Source organism: Pseudarthrobacter sp. Pseusp20 (assembly GCF_059492155.1).
This window is the reverse complement of sequence record NZ_CP168521.1, coordinates 4486517-4504059: the sequence shown is the minus strand read 5'-3', so window position 1 is coordinate 4504059 and position 17543 is coordinate 4486517. Positions and strand designations below refer to the sequence as shown.

General features: G+C 68.5%; 14 protein-coding genes. 10 read left to right on the top strand and 4 right to left on the bottom strand.

Features of this window, described 5'->3' with window-relative positions; all coding sequences use genetic code 11:
- Nucleotides 1-13 precede the first annotated feature (13 nt).
- The 3 genes from ACEN9K_RS20845 (at nt 14) to ACEN9K_RS20835 (ending at nt 5235) form a co-directional block, all read left to right on the top strand.
- Nucleotides 14-2191, top strand: a complete 2178-nt coding sequence (locus ACEN9K_RS20845; protein WP_018772078.1) for a bifunctional copper resistance protein CopD/cytochrome c oxidase assembly protein — start codon at nt 14-16, stop codon at nt 2189-2191.
- The gene (locus ACEN9K_RS20840; protein ID WP_134164963.1) at nt 2191-4197 is read left to right on the top strand and encodes an NHL domain-containing thioredoxin family protein; all 2007 of its coding nucleotides are present in this window, start codon (nt 2191-2193) and stop codon (nt 4195-4197) included. The genes ACEN9K_RS20845 and ACEN9K_RS20840 overlap by 1 nt, the downstream gene beginning before the upstream one ends.
- Before the next feature lie 168 nt (nt 4198-4365).
- Entirely contained in the window at nt 4366-5235 is an 870-nt protein-coding gene (locus ACEN9K_RS20835; RefSeq protein WP_495634993.1) for a type IV toxin-antitoxin system AbiEi family antitoxin domain-containing protein, read from the top strand.
- Between the two features lie 57 nt (nt 5236-5292).
- On the opposite strand, the gene ACEN9K_RS20830 is transcribed toward ACEN9K_RS20835, so the two are convergent.
- The 4 genes from ACEN9K_RS20830 to ACEN9K_RS20815 form a co-directional block, all read right to left on the bottom strand.
- Entirely contained in the window at nt 5293-6285 is a 993-nt protein-coding gene (locus ACEN9K_RS20830; protein ID WP_196804800.1) for a hypothetical protein, read from the bottom strand.
- 167 nt (nt 6286-6452) lie between these two features.
- Nucleotides 6453-8225, bottom strand: a complete 1773-nt coding sequence (locus ACEN9K_RS20825) for a helicase HerA-like domain-containing protein (RefSeq protein ID WP_495634992.1) — start codon at nt 8223-8225, stop codon at nt 6453-6455.
- 48 nt (nt 8226-8273) lie between these two features.
- Nucleotides 8274-8825: a GNAT family N-acetyltransferase gene (locus tag ACEN9K_RS20820; protein WP_268002167.1), complete on the bottom strand. Its 552-nt coding sequence runs from the start codon at nt 8823-8825 to the stop codon at nt 8274-8276.
- 36 nt (nt 8826-8861) lie between these two features.
- Complete coding sequence (locus tag ACEN9K_RS20815; RefSeq protein WP_495634991.1) at nt 8862-10808, bottom strand: FAD/NAD(P)-binding protein; 1947 nt, start codon at nt 10806-10808, stop codon at nt 8862-8864.
- 391 nt (nt 10809-11199) lie between these two features.
- Between ACEN9K_RS20815 and ACEN9K_RS20810 the strand changes: the two genes are divergently transcribed.
- The 7 genes from ACEN9K_RS20810 to ACEN9K_RS20780 are packed head-to-tail and all read left to right on the top strand — an operon-like array spanning nt 11200 to nt 17496.
- Nucleotides 11200-12153, top strand: coding sequence for an amino acid ABC transporter permease (locus ACEN9K_RS20810; protein ID WP_223995317.1), 954 nt, complete (start codon nt 11200-11202; stop codon nt 12151-12153).
- Nucleotides 12153-12962, top strand: coding sequence for an amino acid ABC transporter ATP-binding protein (locus ACEN9K_RS20805; RefSeq protein WP_276573325.1), 810 nt, complete (start codon nt 12153-12155; stop codon nt 12960-12962). Before ACEN9K_RS20810 ends, ACEN9K_RS20805 begins: the two co-directional genes overlap by 1 nt.
- An 11-nt stretch (nt 12963-12973) precedes the next feature.
- The gene (locus ACEN9K_RS20800; protein WP_223992993.1) at nt 12974-14035 is read left to right on the top strand and encodes a transporter substrate-binding domain-containing protein; all 1062 of its coding nucleotides are present in this window, start codon (nt 12974-12976) and stop codon (nt 14033-14035) included.
- Nucleotides 14032-14868: a DUF1684 domain-containing protein gene (locus ACEN9K_RS20795; protein ID WP_223992991.1), complete on the top strand. Its 837-nt coding sequence runs from the start codon at nt 14032-14034 to the stop codon at nt 14866-14868. The genes ACEN9K_RS20800 and ACEN9K_RS20795 overlap by 4 nt, the downstream gene beginning before the upstream one ends.
- A complete protein-coding gene (locus ACEN9K_RS20790) occupies nt 14865-15956 on the top strand; it encodes an LLM class flavin-dependent oxidoreductase (RefSeq protein ID WP_495634990.1) in 1092 nt (363 codons plus the stop codon). The genes ACEN9K_RS20795 and ACEN9K_RS20790 overlap by 4 nt, the downstream gene beginning before the upstream one ends.
- Nucleotides 15957-15967: 11 nt before the next feature.
- The gene (locus ACEN9K_RS20785; protein WP_495634989.1) at nt 15968-17341 is read left to right on the top strand and encodes an NtaA/DmoA family FMN-dependent monooxygenase; all 1374 of its coding nucleotides are present in this window, start codon (nt 15968-15970) and stop codon (nt 17339-17341) included.
- Nucleotides 17338-17496, top strand: coding sequence for a hypothetical protein (locus ACEN9K_RS20780; protein ID WP_495635734.1), 159 nt, complete (start codon nt 17338-17340; stop codon nt 17494-17496). Before ACEN9K_RS20785 ends, ACEN9K_RS20780 begins: the two co-directional genes overlap by 4 nt.
- Nucleotides 17497-17543: the final 47 nt, after the last annotated feature.

Genomic DNA, 17543 nt, shown 5'->3' with positions numbered 1-17543 from the left:
AGCGGACAATGGAATGGTGTCTTCCGCCGCAACTCCACGTTCCACCGCGCCCCAGTCCGATCCTGGCAAGGGAGCTGCGGTCCGGGACGCCGGAAGCCGGGGGATCCCCGTGCCCTGGCAGCTTGCAGGCCTGGCAGCACTCTTCCTGGCCCTTGCAGCAGCACTGATCTTCTCCGGCGCTGCAGCGGCGCGCAGCGTCGCCGACCCCGGCGCCCTGGTGCGGTGGGGCCTGCCCGTCAGCAAGGCAATCCATAACGTTTCCCTGGCGACCGTCGTCGGAGGCCTGATCTTCGCCGTCGGCATCCTCCCCAAAAACCTGAACCCCCGGAACAGTGCCGTGCGGGGCCGGGACCGGGAAACTCCACCAGCCGGCGGTGCGCCCGAACATCCCGCCTTCACCCGCGTGCTCGCTGTGGCTGCCGTCGCGGGCGCCGTGTGGACCTTGTCCGCCATCGCAGTCCTGGTGCTCACCTATGCCGACGTAGCAGGGCAGGGGCTGTCCGGCGATCCCGCGTTCACCCAGGCCCTGGTGTACTTCATGACGGACATCGAAACGGGCCGGGCATGGCTCGCCGTCATCATCATTGCCGCCGTGGTGACCACCGCGCTGTTCGGCGTCAGGTCCCTGGGCGGCCTCGCCCTGACCCTCATCCTGGCCCTCATCGGCCTGGTCCCCACCGCCCTGATCGGACACTCGTCGAGCTCTTCGGACCACGAGGGCGCCATCAACTCACTCGGCCTGCACCTGGTGGGCGTGAGCACCTGGGTGGGCGGCATCATCATCCTGGCCCTGCTGTCCGGGATCCTCACGGGGTCCAAGGCCGGGGCAGCCACGGATATCACCGAACCCACGCTCCGGCGGTTCTCCACCCTGGCCGGCTTCGCGTTCGTGCTGGTCTTCGCCTCGGGCATCATCAACGCCAGCATCCGCGTCACCAGCTGGCATGATCTCTTCGGCTCGGCCTACGGCCAGCTGATCCTGGCCAAGACTGCCGCCGCGGTGGTCCTGGGCGGCATCGGCTTCATGCACCGGCAGTGGGTCATCCCGCAGCTGGGCCGCAAGGGCTCCACCCTGTCCTCGCGGCGGGTCCTCTGGCAGCTGGTGCTGGCTGAGCTGCTGGTCATGGGTGCCACCTCGGGCATCGCCGTGGCCCTGGGCCGCTCGGCGCCGCCGCAGCCAACGGAAGTGGCGGCCAATGCCTCGCCCGCCTTCATCCTCAGCGGCTACGAGCTGCCCCCGGAGCTGACGCCCGAACGCTGGTTGACCGAGTGGCGGCTGGACTGGCTCTGGGTGGGCGTGGCCCTCTTCGGCCTGGCCACCTACTTCCTGGGCGTGGCCAAGGTCCGCCGCCGGGGCGATTCCTGGCAGTGGTTCCGGTCCCTGAACTGGGTCATCGGCCTGGTGGTCCTGACGTTCATCACGTCCGGGCCGCCGTCGGTCTATGGCCGCGTCCTGTTCTCCGCGCACATGGTGGACCATATGGCCCTGACCATGGTTGCCCCGATCTTCCTGGTGCTGGGCGCCCCTGTGACCCTGGCCCTGCGTGCGCTGCCCGCCCGCGGCGACGGCTCACGCGGGATGCGCGAATGGCTGCTGGTCTTCGTCCATTCGAAGTTCTCTCAGCTGGTCACCCACCCGCTGTTCGCCGCTGCCAACTTCGCCGGCTCGATCGTGCTGTTCTATTACTCGGACCTGTTTGGCTTCGCCATGCGCGAGCATGTGGGCCACGAGCTGATGAACCTGCACTTCCTGCTCACCGGGTACATCTTTGTGCTCAGCATGATCGGCACGGACCCGCTGCCGCGCCGTGCGCCGTACCCCATGCGGCTGCTCCTGCTGCTGGCCACCATGGGCTTCCATGCCTTCTTCGGGGTCTCCATCATGGGCGGCACCGGGCTGCTGGCCGCGGACTACTTCGGCAACCTTGGCCGCGCCTGGGGACCGTCGGCCCTCGTCGACCAGCAGACCGGCGGCGCGGTGGCCTGGGGCATCGGTGAGGTGCCAACGCTGCTGGTGGCGATCGGCGTCGCCATCATGTGGTCCAGGTCCGACCAGCGGGAGACCAAACGCGTGGACCGCGCGGCGGACAGGAATAACGACGCCGATCTGACCGCTTACAACGATATGTTTGCCAAATTGGCCGAACGCGACGCCAAGCTGGCTGAACGCAACAAGCTGGAAGGACGCTGATGAGCGAAACCGTACGCACGCATGCCCGGGTCCGGGCCTCCGAACTGGTAGGCCGCAACTGGCTGAACACCGGCGGCAAGACCCTGGACCTGGAGGCCCTGCGCGGCAAGATCGTGCTGCTGGACTTCTGGACCTTCTGCTGCATCAACTGCCTGCACGTCCTGGATGAGCTGCGGCCGCTGGAGGAGCAGTACTCCGATGTCCTGGTGACGGTGGGCGTCCACTCGCCCAAGTTCGAGCACGAGGCGGACCCGGTGGCGCTGGCCGCGGCCGTGGAGCGGTACGAGATCCACCACCCCGTCCTGGACGATCCCGAGCTGGACACCTGGAAGGCCTACACCGCCCGTGCCTGGCCCACCCTGGTGGTCATCGACCCCGAGGGCTACATCGTGGCGCACCTCTCCGGCGAGGGCCACGCGGACGGGCTCGCCGTGCTGATCCCCGAGCTCATCGCCGAACACGAAGCCAAGGGCACCCTGCACCGCGGCTCCGGCCCGTACGTGGCGCCCGAGGCAACCTCCGGCACCCTTCGCTTCCCCGGCAAGGCGCTGTTCCTGCCCGCCGGCCGCGGGTCTGCTTCAGGGGCAGCGTCCGACGGCGGCACGTCCGCAGGTGCCCCGACGTCCGGCACCTGGCTGGTCACCGACACCGGCCACCACCGGCTGGTGGAACTGGACACCGACTTCCACACGGTGCTGGCAACCTTTGGCTCGGGCACCAAGGGCTATGCCGACGGTCCCGCCGCCGGTGACACGGCCACCGCCCAGTTCAACGAACCCCAGGGCCTGGTCCTGCTGCCGGAAGATGTGGCAGCCAAGGTGGGCTACGACGTCGTAATTGCTGACTCCGTCAACCACCGCCTGCGCGGTCTTTCCCTCACGGACGGCAAGGCGTCCACGCTGGCCGGCAACGGGATCCAACGCCTGCTGGAGACCGGCCCCGCCCGCGTGGACGAGGACGCCGCGGGGTTCACGGGCAAGCTGAGCGAGCACCCGCTCGAAGTCTCCCTGAGCTCTCCCTGGGACGTGGTGTGGTCACGGAAGCTGAACGCCGTGGTGGTCGCGATGGCCGGTACGCACCAGATCTTCAGCTTCGACCCTGTGGGCGGCGAAGTGGACATCATCGCGGGCAACGGGCTTGAGGGCCTGCTGGACGGCGCCGCGCACGAATCCTGGTTCGCCCAGCCCTCAGGCGTGGCCGAGGACGCCGACGGCAACATCTGGGTGGCTGATTCGGAGACCTCCGCACTGCGGAAGCTGGTGGTTGACGATTCCGGGAAGGTCACCGTGGAGTCTGCAGTGGGCAAGGGCCTGTTCGACTTCGGCTTCCGCGACGGCCCGGCCGCCGACGCACGCCTGCAGCACCCGCTGGGCGTGACCGTCCTGCCCGACGGCTCCGTGGCGATCGCGGACACATACAACGGTGCCGTCCGCCGCTACGACCCCGCATCCGGCACCGTGTCCACCCTGGCACGAGGTTTGGCCGAGCCCTCCGACGTGATCGTGGACCACACCCACTCGGCCGGTTCCGAGCCCCTGCTGGTAGTGGTGGAGGCCAACAAGCACCAGATCGTCTACGTGCCCATTCCCAAGGAAGCACAGCAGGTCGATGAGGGCGCATCCCAGACCCACCGGCCCAAGAGCCCGGTGGCGCCCGGCGCGCTGGACCTGACCGTCCGCTTCACGGCGCCCACGGGCCAGAAGCTCGACGACCGCTGGGGTGACCCCACCCAGCTGAAGATCTCCTCCACGCCTCCCGGGCTGCTGGTCTCCGGCGGCGGAACCTCCGTGGGACTGCAGCGCACCCTGGAGCTGTCCCCGGACGTGCCCGAGGGCGTGCTGCACATTACCGCCCGCGCCGCGGCCTGCGACGGCCCCGAGACCGAGGACGGGGAGATCCCCGACCACGCCGCCTGCCACCTGTACCAGCAGGACTGGGGCATCCCCGTGGTCCTGCAGGCCGATGGTGACACGGAACTGGTCCTGGACCTGCGCGGAATGGACTGACCCTCCGCTGGTTTTGCTGAACTGGCCCGGTTTTCAGAGCGTCGTGCCCTGAAGACCGGGCCAGTCCTGTCTCTGCTCCCCGAAAACTGGGCCAGTCTGGACGCGCCGTTGTCCACATAGCCTCCGTTACTTCTGCCGCAGGCCAGGGCAGGCAGGCATTGTGGCCTCATGGACCCTACAGAGATCCTCAGGTCGGCCGGGGGAGTACTGCTGCGGCGTGACGTGCTGGCCGCAGGGGCTACGGAAACGGCGCTTCGGCGGGCGGTCCGGAGCGGCCAGGTGGTACGCCTGGAGCGGGGCGTCTTGGCCGTGGCGGGCGCTGATCCGGAGCTGATGGCTGCCGGCATGGCCCGCGGTCTCCTGACATGTGCCTCCGCGGCCCCGAAATACGGCCTATGGCAGCTGCGTTCCGCCGCGACGCCCCATTACTGGCACAGCAATGGGCGGAGTGCAGCCCGATGTGTCAGCCACAGGCTTCCCCTGACCCAGCAGCCGCAGCACAGGACGCTTGCAGCACTGCCCGACGTCCTGCTCCACGCGCTGCTGTGCCTGCCGGAACTCGAATCCGTGGTCATGGTGGAATGCGCCTATAACCGCGGAGACATTGAGCCCGGCCATCTCTTCCGCCTCTTGGATGGCAATCGATGCGGCAAGGCTCGGCAGGTTCTGTCCAAGGTTGAGCGTGGCGCGGACTCCCTCCTGGAAACCCTGGCCCGGGTGCTGTTCAGGGATGCCGGGATAGCCACGGAGACGCAAGTGTGGATCGAGGGAATAGGACGTGTGGACTTCCTCCTGGAGGGATTCCTCATCGTCGAGATCGATGGAATCGCCTTCCACATGGAGCCACGGCAATACAAGAAGGACCGCCGCAGGGATAACGCCGCAATAAGTCGGGGCCTGCCCGTGCTCAGATTCTTCTACGACGATGTGGTTTACGCGCCGGAGTCCGTCTTGGCGCAGGTGCGGGAGGTGCTGGCGCGAGGTTCGCTGCGGTGGCCGCAGCCGAACCAGCCCAGTTTTCGACAGGACTGGGTCTAAAACTCCGGGCAGCACGTCAACTCTGGGACCAAAACTGGGCCACTTTGGATACAGGGCCTAGAAGCTCAGCATCGGGGTGACCTTGACGGTGTCGCCGGAGACGTCCAGGCGGGTGGTGAAGCTGAAGTCCACCTCTGCGTCCAGCGGGTACCAGGCCCCGGTGAACGAGTTCTGCTGGAGCGCCTCCACCTTGGCCTTGCCGTCCAGGGGCGCCACCACCCAGCGGCCGTCGAACGGCTCCACTGATACACCCGGGTACTTGGTCACGGTCCACCGGATGGTGCCGTCCTGGACCCTGTTGTTGCTGGTGTAGTAGAAGGGGCAGTCCGGCTGGAGCTTCTGTTCCTTGACGGCCTCCGCCGCGCAGCCGTCCAGGAACTCCCGGATCTTGGCTGCAACGTCGTTCTTCAGCTTGTCCGTGGCCTGGGTCAACAGGTTGAGGGGCGCCACCGGGGCGTCCTTGGAGGTGACGGTGGCCCTGGTGGCGGGTGCCGAGAAGTACTGTCCGTCCAGGGACGCCTCGTATTCGCCCGGGTAGAACACGGCAAAGGAGTTGCGGCCGTTGGGCATATTGACCGGGACGCCGTTGACGTCAGCCTCGTTGCCGTTGACCACGGTGATATCAACGGTGGGCAGCCGGGACGGGACAAACGCCCAGGTGTTGAAGAACAGCCATTCGGTGCCGGTCTTCTGCAGGAGGAAGTCAGTGTGCAGCCGGCTGCCGTCGATGGTGTACTCCAGGGGCACCGTGACCTGGTTGTTCGGACGTTCCTCAGGGTCGCCGATCTTGATGTTCGCTACACGGGACGCCGCCGTCTGCAGCCCGGGGCCATCCAGCATTGCAGCATTGCTGGGCGGGACCGCGGCCCGCAGGAGTCCGAGTGCACGCCCGCCGTCTCCGCTCCTCAAAGCATCCAGGTATTCCCGTACCGGCTGCTGCGGGCTGGCCACGGTGTTGTTCACAACGTTGATGGCCACGATGGCTCCGGCGATGGCAAGCATGAGGCCCAGCAGCCATCCGGCCGCGATCCTCACCAACGCTTGACTCATCTGCACGTTCCTTACAGTAACGGCAGTGCGGACGCACACTAAAGTTGGCGTCCCCCCTATCTTGCCGGGCAACACCCGGTTAATGCCCGACGGCGGGTGGCCGGGCCGGCATTGACACGAGCCTTGGCGGTTCCCGGGACACCCGTTGCAGGGTGGGAGCGGCAGGGTCAGCGGCGGCGGCGCCGGGACGACGTGCCGAACACGCCGCGGAGCAGTTCGCGCCCCAACTGGGTGCCCATGGACCGTGCCATGCTCTTGAGTCCGCCGCCCAGGGCGCCGCCGAGTACTCCGCCGAGGTCACCCATCATGCCGCCCGGTTGCGGCCCGGGCTCCCGCGACTGCGGTTGCCGGGACCGCGGTGCGCGCGGAGCCTTTGTCCGCCGTGGCGTTTCACTCGCCTCCCCGTCCTCCGCGCCGCCGTACTGGGGTTCAGGATCCTGCGTGGGAACCGGGGCCTGCGGCGGCCTGCTGCTGGGCCGGCCCAGGATTTCCTCCTCGATCCGGCGGGCTTCGGCGTCCACGTCGTAGCCGGCGGGCGCCGCAGGTTCCCCGGCCGGGGTGTCGGCCGCCGGACCCGTGGGCGCGGCCGCCTTGCCGGTGAGCTTTTCGTAGGCGGAGGGGTTGTCCACCGCTGTTCCGTACTTGCCCAGCAGCGCGGAACCGGCCACCGTGCTGCGCACCAGGGTCTCCTCGCTGGGGCCCATCAAGGACTCGGGTGCCCGGAGCCGGGTGAGGGCCACCGGCGTGGGCGCGCCCTTTTCGTTCATGACGGTAATGACGGCCTCGCCGATACCCGCTGAGGTGAGGGTCTCTTCGAGGTCGTAGTCGCTGACCGGGAACGTGGACACCGTGGCTTTGAGCGCCTTGGCGTCCTCGGGGGTGAACGCGCGGAGGGCGTGCTGCACCCGGTTGGCCAGCTGGCCCAGGACATCGGCGGGGACGTCCTTGGGTGTTTGGGTGACGAAGAAGATGCCCACCCCCTTGGACCGGATGAGCCGGACGGTGGTGGTGATGGCGTCAAGGAAGGCCTTGCTGGCCCCGTTGAACAGCAGGTGGGCCTCGTCCAGGAAGAACACGAGTTTGGGCTTGTCCAGGTCGCCGGCCTCCGGAAGGTCCTCGAACAGGTCCGCCAGCAGCCACATCAGGAAGGTGGAGAACAGCATGGGCTTGGTCTGCAGGGTGGGCAGCTCCAGGCAAGTGACCACGCCGCGGCCGTCGGGGGCGGTGCGCAGCAGCTCGGCGGTATCGAACTCCGGCTCACCGAAGAACTTTTCCAGCCCCTGCGCCTCGAGGCCCACCAGTTCGCGGAGGATCACCCCGGCGGTCGCCTTGGACAGCCCGCCCAGTTCCTCCAGCTGGTCCCTGCCCTCGTCCGAGGTGAGGAACTGGATGACGGCGCGGAGGTCCTTGAGGTCGATCAGCTCCAGGCCGTTCTTGTCCGCAAAATAGAACACCAGCTGCAGGCTCGATTCCTGCGTGTCGTTCAGTTCCATGATGCGCGAGAGCAGGATGGGCCCGAACGAGGACACGGTGGCGCGCACAGGAACACCGTTGCCGTCCCCGCCCAGCGCCAGGAACTCCACCGGAAACGCCTTGCCCTGCCACGGCTGGCCGATGCTTTGCGTGCGTGCGGTGAGCTTGTCGCTGCCGGCGGCGGCAGTCGCCAGGCCGGAAAGGTCGCCCTTGATGTCGGCCAGGAAGACGGGGACGCCGGCCGTGGACAGCTGTTCGGCCATCATGTGCAGGGTGACGGTCTTGCCCGTTCCGGTGGCGCCGGCCACCAGCCCGTGCCTGTTCATCATCGCCAGCGGCAGCCGCACCGGCGCGTCCTTGTGGAGCTCGCCGTCGATGATGGCGGCCCCCAGCTCGATGGTGGCGCCTTCGAGCGTGTAGCCCTTCTGGATGGTGGCAAGCTTCTCTGCTGTGGTTTTGGAGGCCATGGCGCCAGCATAACCGCGGCGGCCCCGGATGCGGCGGTGGCCGGGCGGTCAGTCCGGCCGGGAATTCCGCGGAACCGGGGCGAGCTCCTTGGTGAACGCCAGCGGTCCGATGGTTTCCGGATCGGCGTCGAGGTCGAACTGCGCCTGGTAGCCGCTGGTGAGGTAAAGGTGCTTGGCTTCGGGCTGCCGCGGGCCCGTGGTGAGGTACAGCCGGGTGTAGCCGCGGGCGGCAGCCAGGGCTTCCAGCTCGGCCAGCACCAGCCTGCCCAGACCACGACGGCGGTGGGCCGAGTGCGTCCAGATCCGCTTCAGTTCCGCGGTGGTTTCGTCATACCGGCGGAACGCGCCGCCGGCGATCGACTCGCCGTCCTCCTGGATGACCAGGAGGGCTCCGTGCGGTCCCTCGAATTCCGCGGCGGGGTAGCGGTTCAGTTCCTCTGCGGCAGCCGTGCGGCCGAACAGGTCCCCGTAGCGGGTGTCGTATTCGACGGCGAGCTCGTCCAGGAGCGGCCGGACGCGCGGATCGTGCATGGGCAGGTTGAGGACCACCAGGCTGGCGGGATCAAGCGGCCTGGGACGAAGGTGTGGTTCTGCGGTCACTGGTTATTCCTTGTCACTGGTCGTTATTGTTGCCGGTCAGTTCTGTCCGGCGGCGGCTGGTTCTGGAGTCATGGCGGCCGGGGCAGACACATCCCCGGCAGCCACGCCGCGGGCAGTGCGGAGGATGGTCCGGGCCAGGGCATCGTTCTCGCGGAACGGCGCGGCGTTCGTGTTGGGCCGGGCAAAGGCGCCCGCGCCCCAGCCCGATGTTCCCGGGCCGACGCCGAAAAGGGTGGTGTGCGGCTTGCCGCCGGCCCCCACCAGCTGGTGCTGCGGGGACACCAGGAGTTTCCCGGTGGAGTGGATGCCGTCGGAGGTCAGCAGCTGCTGCTCGCTGCCCAGGCCGCTCCCGTGCAGGGAGGCGAGCACGGGGTTCAGCGAGCGGGCCACGGACGTGGCCGGCAGCCGCGCCTCGATCAGGGCCTTCGCCGTGACGGTCACCCCGGACTGGGCGGACGAAGCAACAAAAAGCCCGGTGGCCTCATCGGCGGAGACCTGGCCGGGACCCAGGAACTGCAGCAGGCCGGCCCGGTGCAGCGCCAGGACCTGGCGGAGCCGGTGCGGCGGCGGACCGGAGTCCACGAAGCTGAAGAAGCCGTGCCACCAGCCGTGGATGACCTGCTGCGAGCGTGCGTTCAGCCGCTCGGGCGGGACTACGCGCCCCACCTCCATATAGACGTGCAGCAGGGCCAGGAACAGGGCAAGGGTTTCGGGGTGGTCAGGGCTGTCCCGCAGTGCCAGGTCCTGCTCGATGTATCCGGCCACCGCGTCCTGGACTTCCGCGTGATCGCTGAAGCGGCGGCCGTCGAAGGGGCGGTCCAGCCGCTCCAGGTCCAGGTGCAGGCCGGCGTCAGGGACCGCTGCGGCCACCAGGTCTTTCCGCCCGGGGCTGTACCAGTCCAATCCCGCATAGGCGGCGGCGAACCCGTCCCAGCCCATGGCGGCGCGTTCAGGGCTTCCGGTCAGAAGCTCGCGGTAATAGTAGTAGCCGGCTTCCTTGGCGATCAGGGGCCAGAGATGCCGGTGGAAGTCCAGCTCGCCATGCTGCTGCAGCAGCGCATCCACGGCGGCGGCCGTAAAGAACCGCAACGGCCCGGGAGCCTGCCCCCGGAGGGCAGCGGAAATCTTCGAGTGGTACGGCACTCCCCGCCGGGAGCCGGCCCACAGCACCGGTTCCCGTCCGGACGGAAGGTAGCGCAGCCCGCCGTCGGACGTTTCCTGGAACCTGCCGCCGCGCCCTTCCATCAGGAGGACCAGCAGGTCCACGAACGCCAGGCCCATCCCGGCGACGATGACGTCCTGTCCGGGGGCAATGGGGGAGTAGTCGACGTCGGTGGTGTAGCTGGGTGCCGCGTGGTAGCCGCCGTGCCGGGCGGCGAAGTCCGTGAAGCCGGCGGACACGGCGTCCGGGAGGGAATCGGTGTGGCCCAGGGCGGTCACCACGATGTCCGCGTGCAGGGTCCGGCCGTTGGCCAGCCCAACCTGGTGGCCGCCGCCTTTCAGTTCCGTAATGCCCACTGCGGTGGTCCGGTGGACCGTGACGCTGCGGCCCAGGGACCTGGCGGCGCGGCGGAAGAACCACTCCAGGTACTGGCTCTGCAGCTGGCGGGTGGGAAAGGTGGTGCCGGTCAGGGACCGCAGCTGGTCCCACAGCGGCTGGGGAAAATCCGGGACGTCGATGATGGAGGCGTCCAGGACGCCGGCGGCCCATTCGGCCAGCGCCGGACCCGGTGCGGCGGGGCCCTGGCAGTCCACCGACTGGTCCGTGAACATGGTGATGTCCGCGGCCATGGAGTTGAGGAGGAGCCCGGGGTCCTGGTCGTACCGCCAGATGCGGCCCGAGCCCGGGATGTGCGGCTCCACCACGTGGATCTGCAGCGGCCCGGCGAAGACGTCCGGCCGGTTGGCGGCGATCCGTTCCAGCACACCCGCCGTGCGCGGCCCGCCGCCGATGAAGACGATGGCCGGGATGGTGGCTGGCATGGGCTCTCCTGACGGCGAGTGGGTGCGGGGACGGCGCGGAAGTGGCCGTCGGAGTGCCCATGCTAGGCAGCCGTGACGACGGCGGTCGAGCACCTGGTCACGGCCGTTAACTCCGCGTCACGGCGCGTTAAGGGACGCAAAAAACCGACTCATGACGCCGTGCGAAGCCCCGTGAAGTATTGCAACCATGCGCCTTGCTGGCCCGTTCCGGCCGGTCCTAGATTTGCAGCCAGCACCTCGGGGCGAGCCGCCCCGACGCCGGGCAGTCCGGCTCCAGTCCAGGAATGAGAAGTGAGGTGGCCCCGTGAGTTCAGCAACCAGGGTGGCGCAGTCAAAGCAGCCGCAACCGGCACAGCCGCAACAGGAACAGCCCGCGGCAGTGCCACCGGCAGTGCCACCGGGCAGGGCCGGCGTCCCGGAACGGGTCCCCGCGGACTATTCGTCGTACCGCGTGGTGGCCGCCAAGCATCCGTGGCGCTGGGTGGGGACTGCCGTCGTCGCCCTGGGTGTCCTGGCCGTGGCATGGTCGCTGGCCACCAACCCGCGCTGGGAGTGGGGCGTGGTGGCGCAGTGGTTCACGGCCCAGTCCGTGGTCAACGGCCTGGTGGAAACGCTGAAGCTGACCGCCATCTCCGGCGTCCTCGGATTTGTGCTCGGCTTCATCCTGGCGCTGATGCGGCTCTCCGCGTCGCCGCTGCTGGTCTCCGTGTCCTGGACGTTCTCCTGGATCTTCCGGTCCACGCCGCTGCTGGTGCAGATGCTCCTTTGGTACAACCTGGGCTACCTGTACGAGAAGATCAGCCTGGGGATCCCCTTCACGGACGTCCGGTTCTTCGAGGTCCAGACCACCACACTGATCAGCCAGTTTGCGGCAGCAGTGCTGGGCCTGACCCTGAACCAGGCCGCCTACTCGGCTGAGATCATCCGCGGCGGCATCCTGTCCGTGGACCAGGGACAGCTGGAGGCCGCGGCCGCCCTGGGCATCCCGGCCTGGCGCCGCTCCACGCGGATCGTGCTGCCGCAGGCCATGCGCGCCATCCTGCCCACCGCGTTCAACGAGATCATCGGCCTGGTCAAGGGCACCTCGATCGTCTACGTGCTGGCCTACTCGGAGCTGTTCTACACCGTCCAGGTCATCTACAACCGCACCCAGCAGGTCCTGCCGCTGCTGCTGGTGGCCACGCTCTGGTACATCGTGATCACCTCCGTGCTGAGCGTGTTCCAGTACTACATCGAACGGCACTACTCCAGGGGCGCGGTGCGGAGCCTGCCGCTGACGCCCCTGCAGAAGGCCCGTAAATTCTTCGCCACCCACGCGGCAGTGCCCACCCGGAGGAACCCCTGATGACTGAGACCCTTACCGCCCCCACAGCCACCCGCGGCCTGGTGGAAATCACCGGTGTCCGCAAATCCTTCGGCGCCACGGAAGTCCTCAAAGGCGTCAGCCTCACCGTGGAACCGGGCGGGGTGGCCGTGATCGTGGGCCCCTCCGGCTCCGGGAAATCCACCCTGCTGCGCACCATCAACCACCTGGAAAAGGTGGACGGCGGCCACATCACCATCGACGGACAGCTGGTGGGCTACAGACTCCGCGGCGACCGCCTGCACGAGCTGCGGGAAAAGGAGATCCTGAAACAGCGCACCGACATCGGCATGGTGTTCCAGAACTTCAACTTGTTCCCGCACCTCACCGCCCTGGAGAACGTGGCGGAAGCACCCGTCGTGGCGCAGGGGCGGTCCAGGGAGGAGGCCCGCCGCCGCGGCCTGGAACTCCTGGACCGGGTGGGGCTCAAGGACCGGGCCGACGCCTATCCCCGCCAGCTCTCCGGTGGCCAGCAGCAGCGCGTGGCCATCGCCCGGGCCCTGGCCCTGGACCCCAAGATCCTGCTGTTCGACGAGCCCACCTCCGCCCTGGATCCCGAGCTGGTCAACGAAGTGCTGGACGTCATCCGCGAACTGGCCACCTCCGGCACCACGCTGATCATCGTCACCCACGAAATGGGCTTCGCCCGCGACGTGGCGGACACCGTGGTGTTCATGGACCAGGGCCAGATCGTGGAACAGGGCACCCCGCAGCAGATTTTCAGCAACCCCCAGGAACCGCGCACCCGGAGCTTCTTCTCCAAGGTGCTCGAACCGGCCTTCAACATCTAAGGACCACCCCCATGGCTTTCCCCACCCGCGGCCTCCGCCGCAGCCGCGCCCTCGCGGCGCGTCCCGCCGTCGTACTCCTCGGCACCGCACTCCTTGGCACTGCCGCGCTCGCCGGCTGCGCCGACCCCGGCGCCTCCGCCGCCGGCAACGCCAGCGGAGGAGCGCAGACGACGGCGGCACGCAACGGCGTGGTCTACAACACCTCACCGGACCAGCAGCGGATCCGGGGCGAGAAGGACGCGGCGCTCGCCGCCAAGGTCCCCGGGCTGATCGGCAGGGACGGCAAGCTGACGGTGGCCACCACCGCCGGGTCCATCCCGCTGTCCTTCCACGCCACCGACGACAAGACGCCGATCGGCTCCGAACTGGACATCGCCCAGCTGGTGGCGGACAAGCTGGGCCTGGAGCTGGACGTGCAGGTGACGTCCTGGGAGAACTGGCCGCTGAAGACCCAGTCCGGCGACTTTGAGGCTGTGTTCTCCAACGTGGGCGTGAACAAGGACCGGGTGAAGCTGTTCGACTTCGCCAGCTACCGGGCCGCGTACATGGGTTTCGAGGCCAAAAAGTCCGCCACCTATGACATCAAGGGCGCGGACGACATCTCCGGCCTGAAGATCTCCGTGGGGTCCGGCACCAACCAGGAAAAGATCCTGCTGGCGTGGAACAAGGAGCTCGAGGGCAAGGGCAAAGCGCCGGCCACGCTGCAGTACTACTCCTCCGACGCGGACACCATCCTGGCGCTGTCCTCCGGCCGGACGGACTTGAACATCGCCCCCTACCCGTCCACCGTGTACCGCGAGAACACCCGGGACGACCTGAAGGTGGTGGGCAAGGTCAACGCCGGCTGGCCCTCCGAGACCCTGGTGGCCGCCACCACCCTGCGCGGCAACGGGCTGGCACCGGTCATTTCCGAGGCCCTCAATGCCGTCATCAAGGACGGCTCCTACGGCAAGGTGCTGGAGCGCTGGGGCCTGTCCGAGGAAGCGCTGCCGGAATCCAAGACCATCACCGAAGAGAACTTCGCGGCCACGCAGGCATCGGCCGGCGCGGCCCCGTCAGGGAAGGCATCATGACCGCACAATCCACCGGAACCGCCCTCGAATCCTTCGACGCCGACTGGCAGGAATGGCACGCCGCCCACGAACAGCACCGCGCCCACCCGCACGGCTTCCTGGCGGTGACCCACCTGCACTGGCTGGGCAGCGAACCCGCCCGGCTGGAAGGCGTCCCGGGCACCTGGAGCGTGGCGGCCGACGTCGTCCGCATCCTTTTGGAGCCGGGTGACAGCCTGCAGCAGGACGGCACGGAGCTGAACACTGCGTCCGGGGCCACCGTTGAGCTTGGCCCCATCGAGGAGCGCGGCGGCATCAACCTGGTGTCCGGCGAGACCGTCATTGAGCTGGCCAAGCGCGGCGGCGAATACATCGTCCGGCCCCGTCATCCGGAAAACCCGCTGTTGCAGGCCTACCAGGGCACGCCCGCCTACTCGCCGGATGCCGCGTATGCCGTGCGCGGAACCTATGTGCCGTTCGAGGCGCCGAGGTCCACCACGGTGGGCGCCGCCGTCGAGGGCATCCAGCATGTGTATGAGGCGCCGGGCGAGATCCGCTTCAAGCTGGCCGGCCGGGAGCTGGCGCTGACCGCATTCAACGGCCACGCCCCCGGCGCCCTGTCCGTGCTGTTCACAGACCAGACCTCCGGCAAGACCACTTATGCCGCCAACCGCTCGCTGTCCGTAGTGCCGGCCGCAGACGGGTCCGTGCTGCTGGACTTCAACCGGGCCGTGAACCTGCCGTGCGCGTACACGGACCTGGCCACCTGCCCGCTGCCGCCGGCGGAAAACCGGCTGCCGGTGGCCATCGAGGCCGGCGAAAAGATTCCCTACGAACGTCAGGACCAGCAGTGAGCATCTCTTCAACCCGCCAGGGAGGGTTCCTTGCCCTTGAGCTCGACGGCGCCGGCTGGGACGGCGCGCACCTCACCCGGGCCGTGCTGGCAGCAGAGTCCGCGGGCTTCCATGCAGCAACCTTCACCGACGCACCCGCTCCGGGCCGCGCCAACGCGCTGCAGCGGGCGGCCTTCGCCGGGCCCGCCACCCGGACCATCGCCCTGGTACCCGAGGTGGACACCGTCTACACCGAGCCGTTCCACATCTCCACCCAGCTGGCCAGCCTGGACTACGTGTCCGGCGGCCGGGCCGGGTGGATCGTGACGGCAGCCGAATCGCCGGAGGCTGCTGCCGCCGTCGGACGCCCGTCCGTGACCGGCGCTGCACTGGGTCAGGAGGCCGCGGCGTCCATCGAGGTGTCCCGGCGGCTGTGGGATTCGTGGGAGGACGACGCCGTGATCCGCGACGTGGCCACCGGCCGGTACATCGACGTGGACAAGCTGCACTATGTCGATTTTGACACGGCGGTCGATTTCGAGACTCGTGCCGATTTTGCCGGCGCCGGCTATTCCGTGAAGGGACCGTCCATCATTCCGCGGCCGCTGCAGGGGCAGCTGCCCGTGCTGGCGCCCGCGTCCCTGCTGGGGGAGGTTCCCGCGGACGCCGTGGATGCCGTGCTGGTGTCCGCACCTGCCGCCGAACTGCTGGCGGCAGAGGTCCGCGATGTGCGGTCCCGGGTGGCTGCCGGCGTTGCAGTGGTCGCCGAGCTCGACGTCGTCCTGGACTCCCGCGGGCAGGCCGCGGCGGGGCGGGTGGCTGGCTTTGGCTCCGGCCGTGCTAACTACGCCGGTTCCGCCGCCGGTCTCACGGACTTCCTCACGGAACTCCTGAAGGAGGCCGACGGCGTGCGCCTGCACCCGGCGTCGCTCTTTGTCGACCTGGAGGAACTGGGCCGCCTGGTCCTGCCGGAACTGCGCCGCCGCGGAGTCCTCCGCCCGCTGATGCAGGACGGCACCTTCCGCGACCTGCTGGGGCTCTCACGCCCGGTGAGCCGCTACGCCACCGCCGCATCCAATGCCGCTGCGCCCGCCGGCGCGGGAAAGTAAGGGGAACCACCGTGACACAGCACAACCGTGCTAAATCCGACGTCTTTGTGCCGTCGGGCCAGATCCAGTTTGGGGTCTTCTTCCAGGGCGTGAACTCCGGCACCATCTGGAAGGCCGCCGAATCGGGCTCGCAGACGGACTTCGAATCGTTCCGCCGCATCGCCCAGACCGCCGAGCGGGGGCTGTTCGCCGCGTTCTTCCTGGGCGAGGGGCTCCGCCTCCGTGAACACCTGGGCCGCCCGCACGCGCTGGACGTGGTGGGCCGGCCGGACGCGCAGAGCATGCTGGCCGCACTGGCCTCGGTGACCACAAACATCGGGCTCGTGGCCACCCAGAACACCACGTACAACGATCCCGCCGACCTGGCGCACCGGCTCGCGTCGCTGGACCTGATCTCGGGCGGCCGTGCCGCGTGGAACATCGTGACCACTGACAACGCCTGGACCGGGGCCAACTTCCGCCGCGGGGGATACCTTGACCACGCTGACCGGTACAAGCACGCCGAGGCGTTCGTGGAGACGGCCAAGCGGATCTGGGATTCGTGGGAAACCCCGGACGGTCCTGCCCGGCGGGTGGTGCACCAGGGCCAGCACTACACGGTGGACGTGACGCCGCGGCTGCCGCGGAGCGCCCAGTACCGCCCGGTGCTGTTCCAGGCCGGCGACTCGCCCGAGGGCCGCAACTTTGCCGCCCGGCAGGCTGATGTGATTTTCTCCGCGCACCCCAAGTTCGACGACGCCGTGGAGTTCCGCAAGGACCTCGTGGAGCGGTCCCTGGCCGCTGGCCGGGGTGCCAACGCCGTGCAGATCATGCCGGCCAGTGAGTTCATCCTGGCGCCCACCGCTGCGGAGGCGGCGGAGAAGAAGGAGTGGGTGCGGAGCCTGCAGATCGGCCCGCAGCAGGCCACCGCCTACCTGGAGCAGTTCTGGGGCCGCGAGCTGTCGGCCTACGATCCGGACGGACCGCTGCCGGAGATCGATCCGGTGGTGGAGGAAACGTCCGAGACCCGCGGCAGCGGCTTCCACGGCGCCAAGGCGCGGCAGCTGGCGGACCAGTGGCGGGCCGAGGCCAAGGACAAGGGGCTGTCCATCCGGCAGTTCGTCACCTCCCGCACTGCACGGGTGGATTCCACCTTCACGGGTTCGTACGTTGAGGTGGCGGACCAGCTGGCCGAGTTCGCGCGGGTGGGGGCGGTGGACGGATTCAACATCTCGCCGTGGCTCATTCCCTCCGGCCTGGACGACATCGTCAACCACCTGGTGCCGGAGCTGCAGGAACGCGGGGTGTACCCCACGGAGTACCGCGGGAACACCCTGCGGGAAAACCTTGGGCTGGAGACTCCGGTGCGTTCTTCGGATGCGGCTGCTGAGGCGGTCCGGGCGTGATGCGGCTGATGCGGCTGGCTGTTTTGGCTGGAAGGGTTGACGCCGGCGGCAAGGTGGGTGCCGTCGTCGACCCTTCCGCGGGGGCCGGTTCCGTTGTGGCTGGTTCGTCCGGGACCGTCAGCCTGCAGCTGACGCTGTGGGAGCAGTGGGTCTAGGGCCTGTTGCCGCCCTGCCTCGCAATGCCCAGGCTGACGGCGTGGCC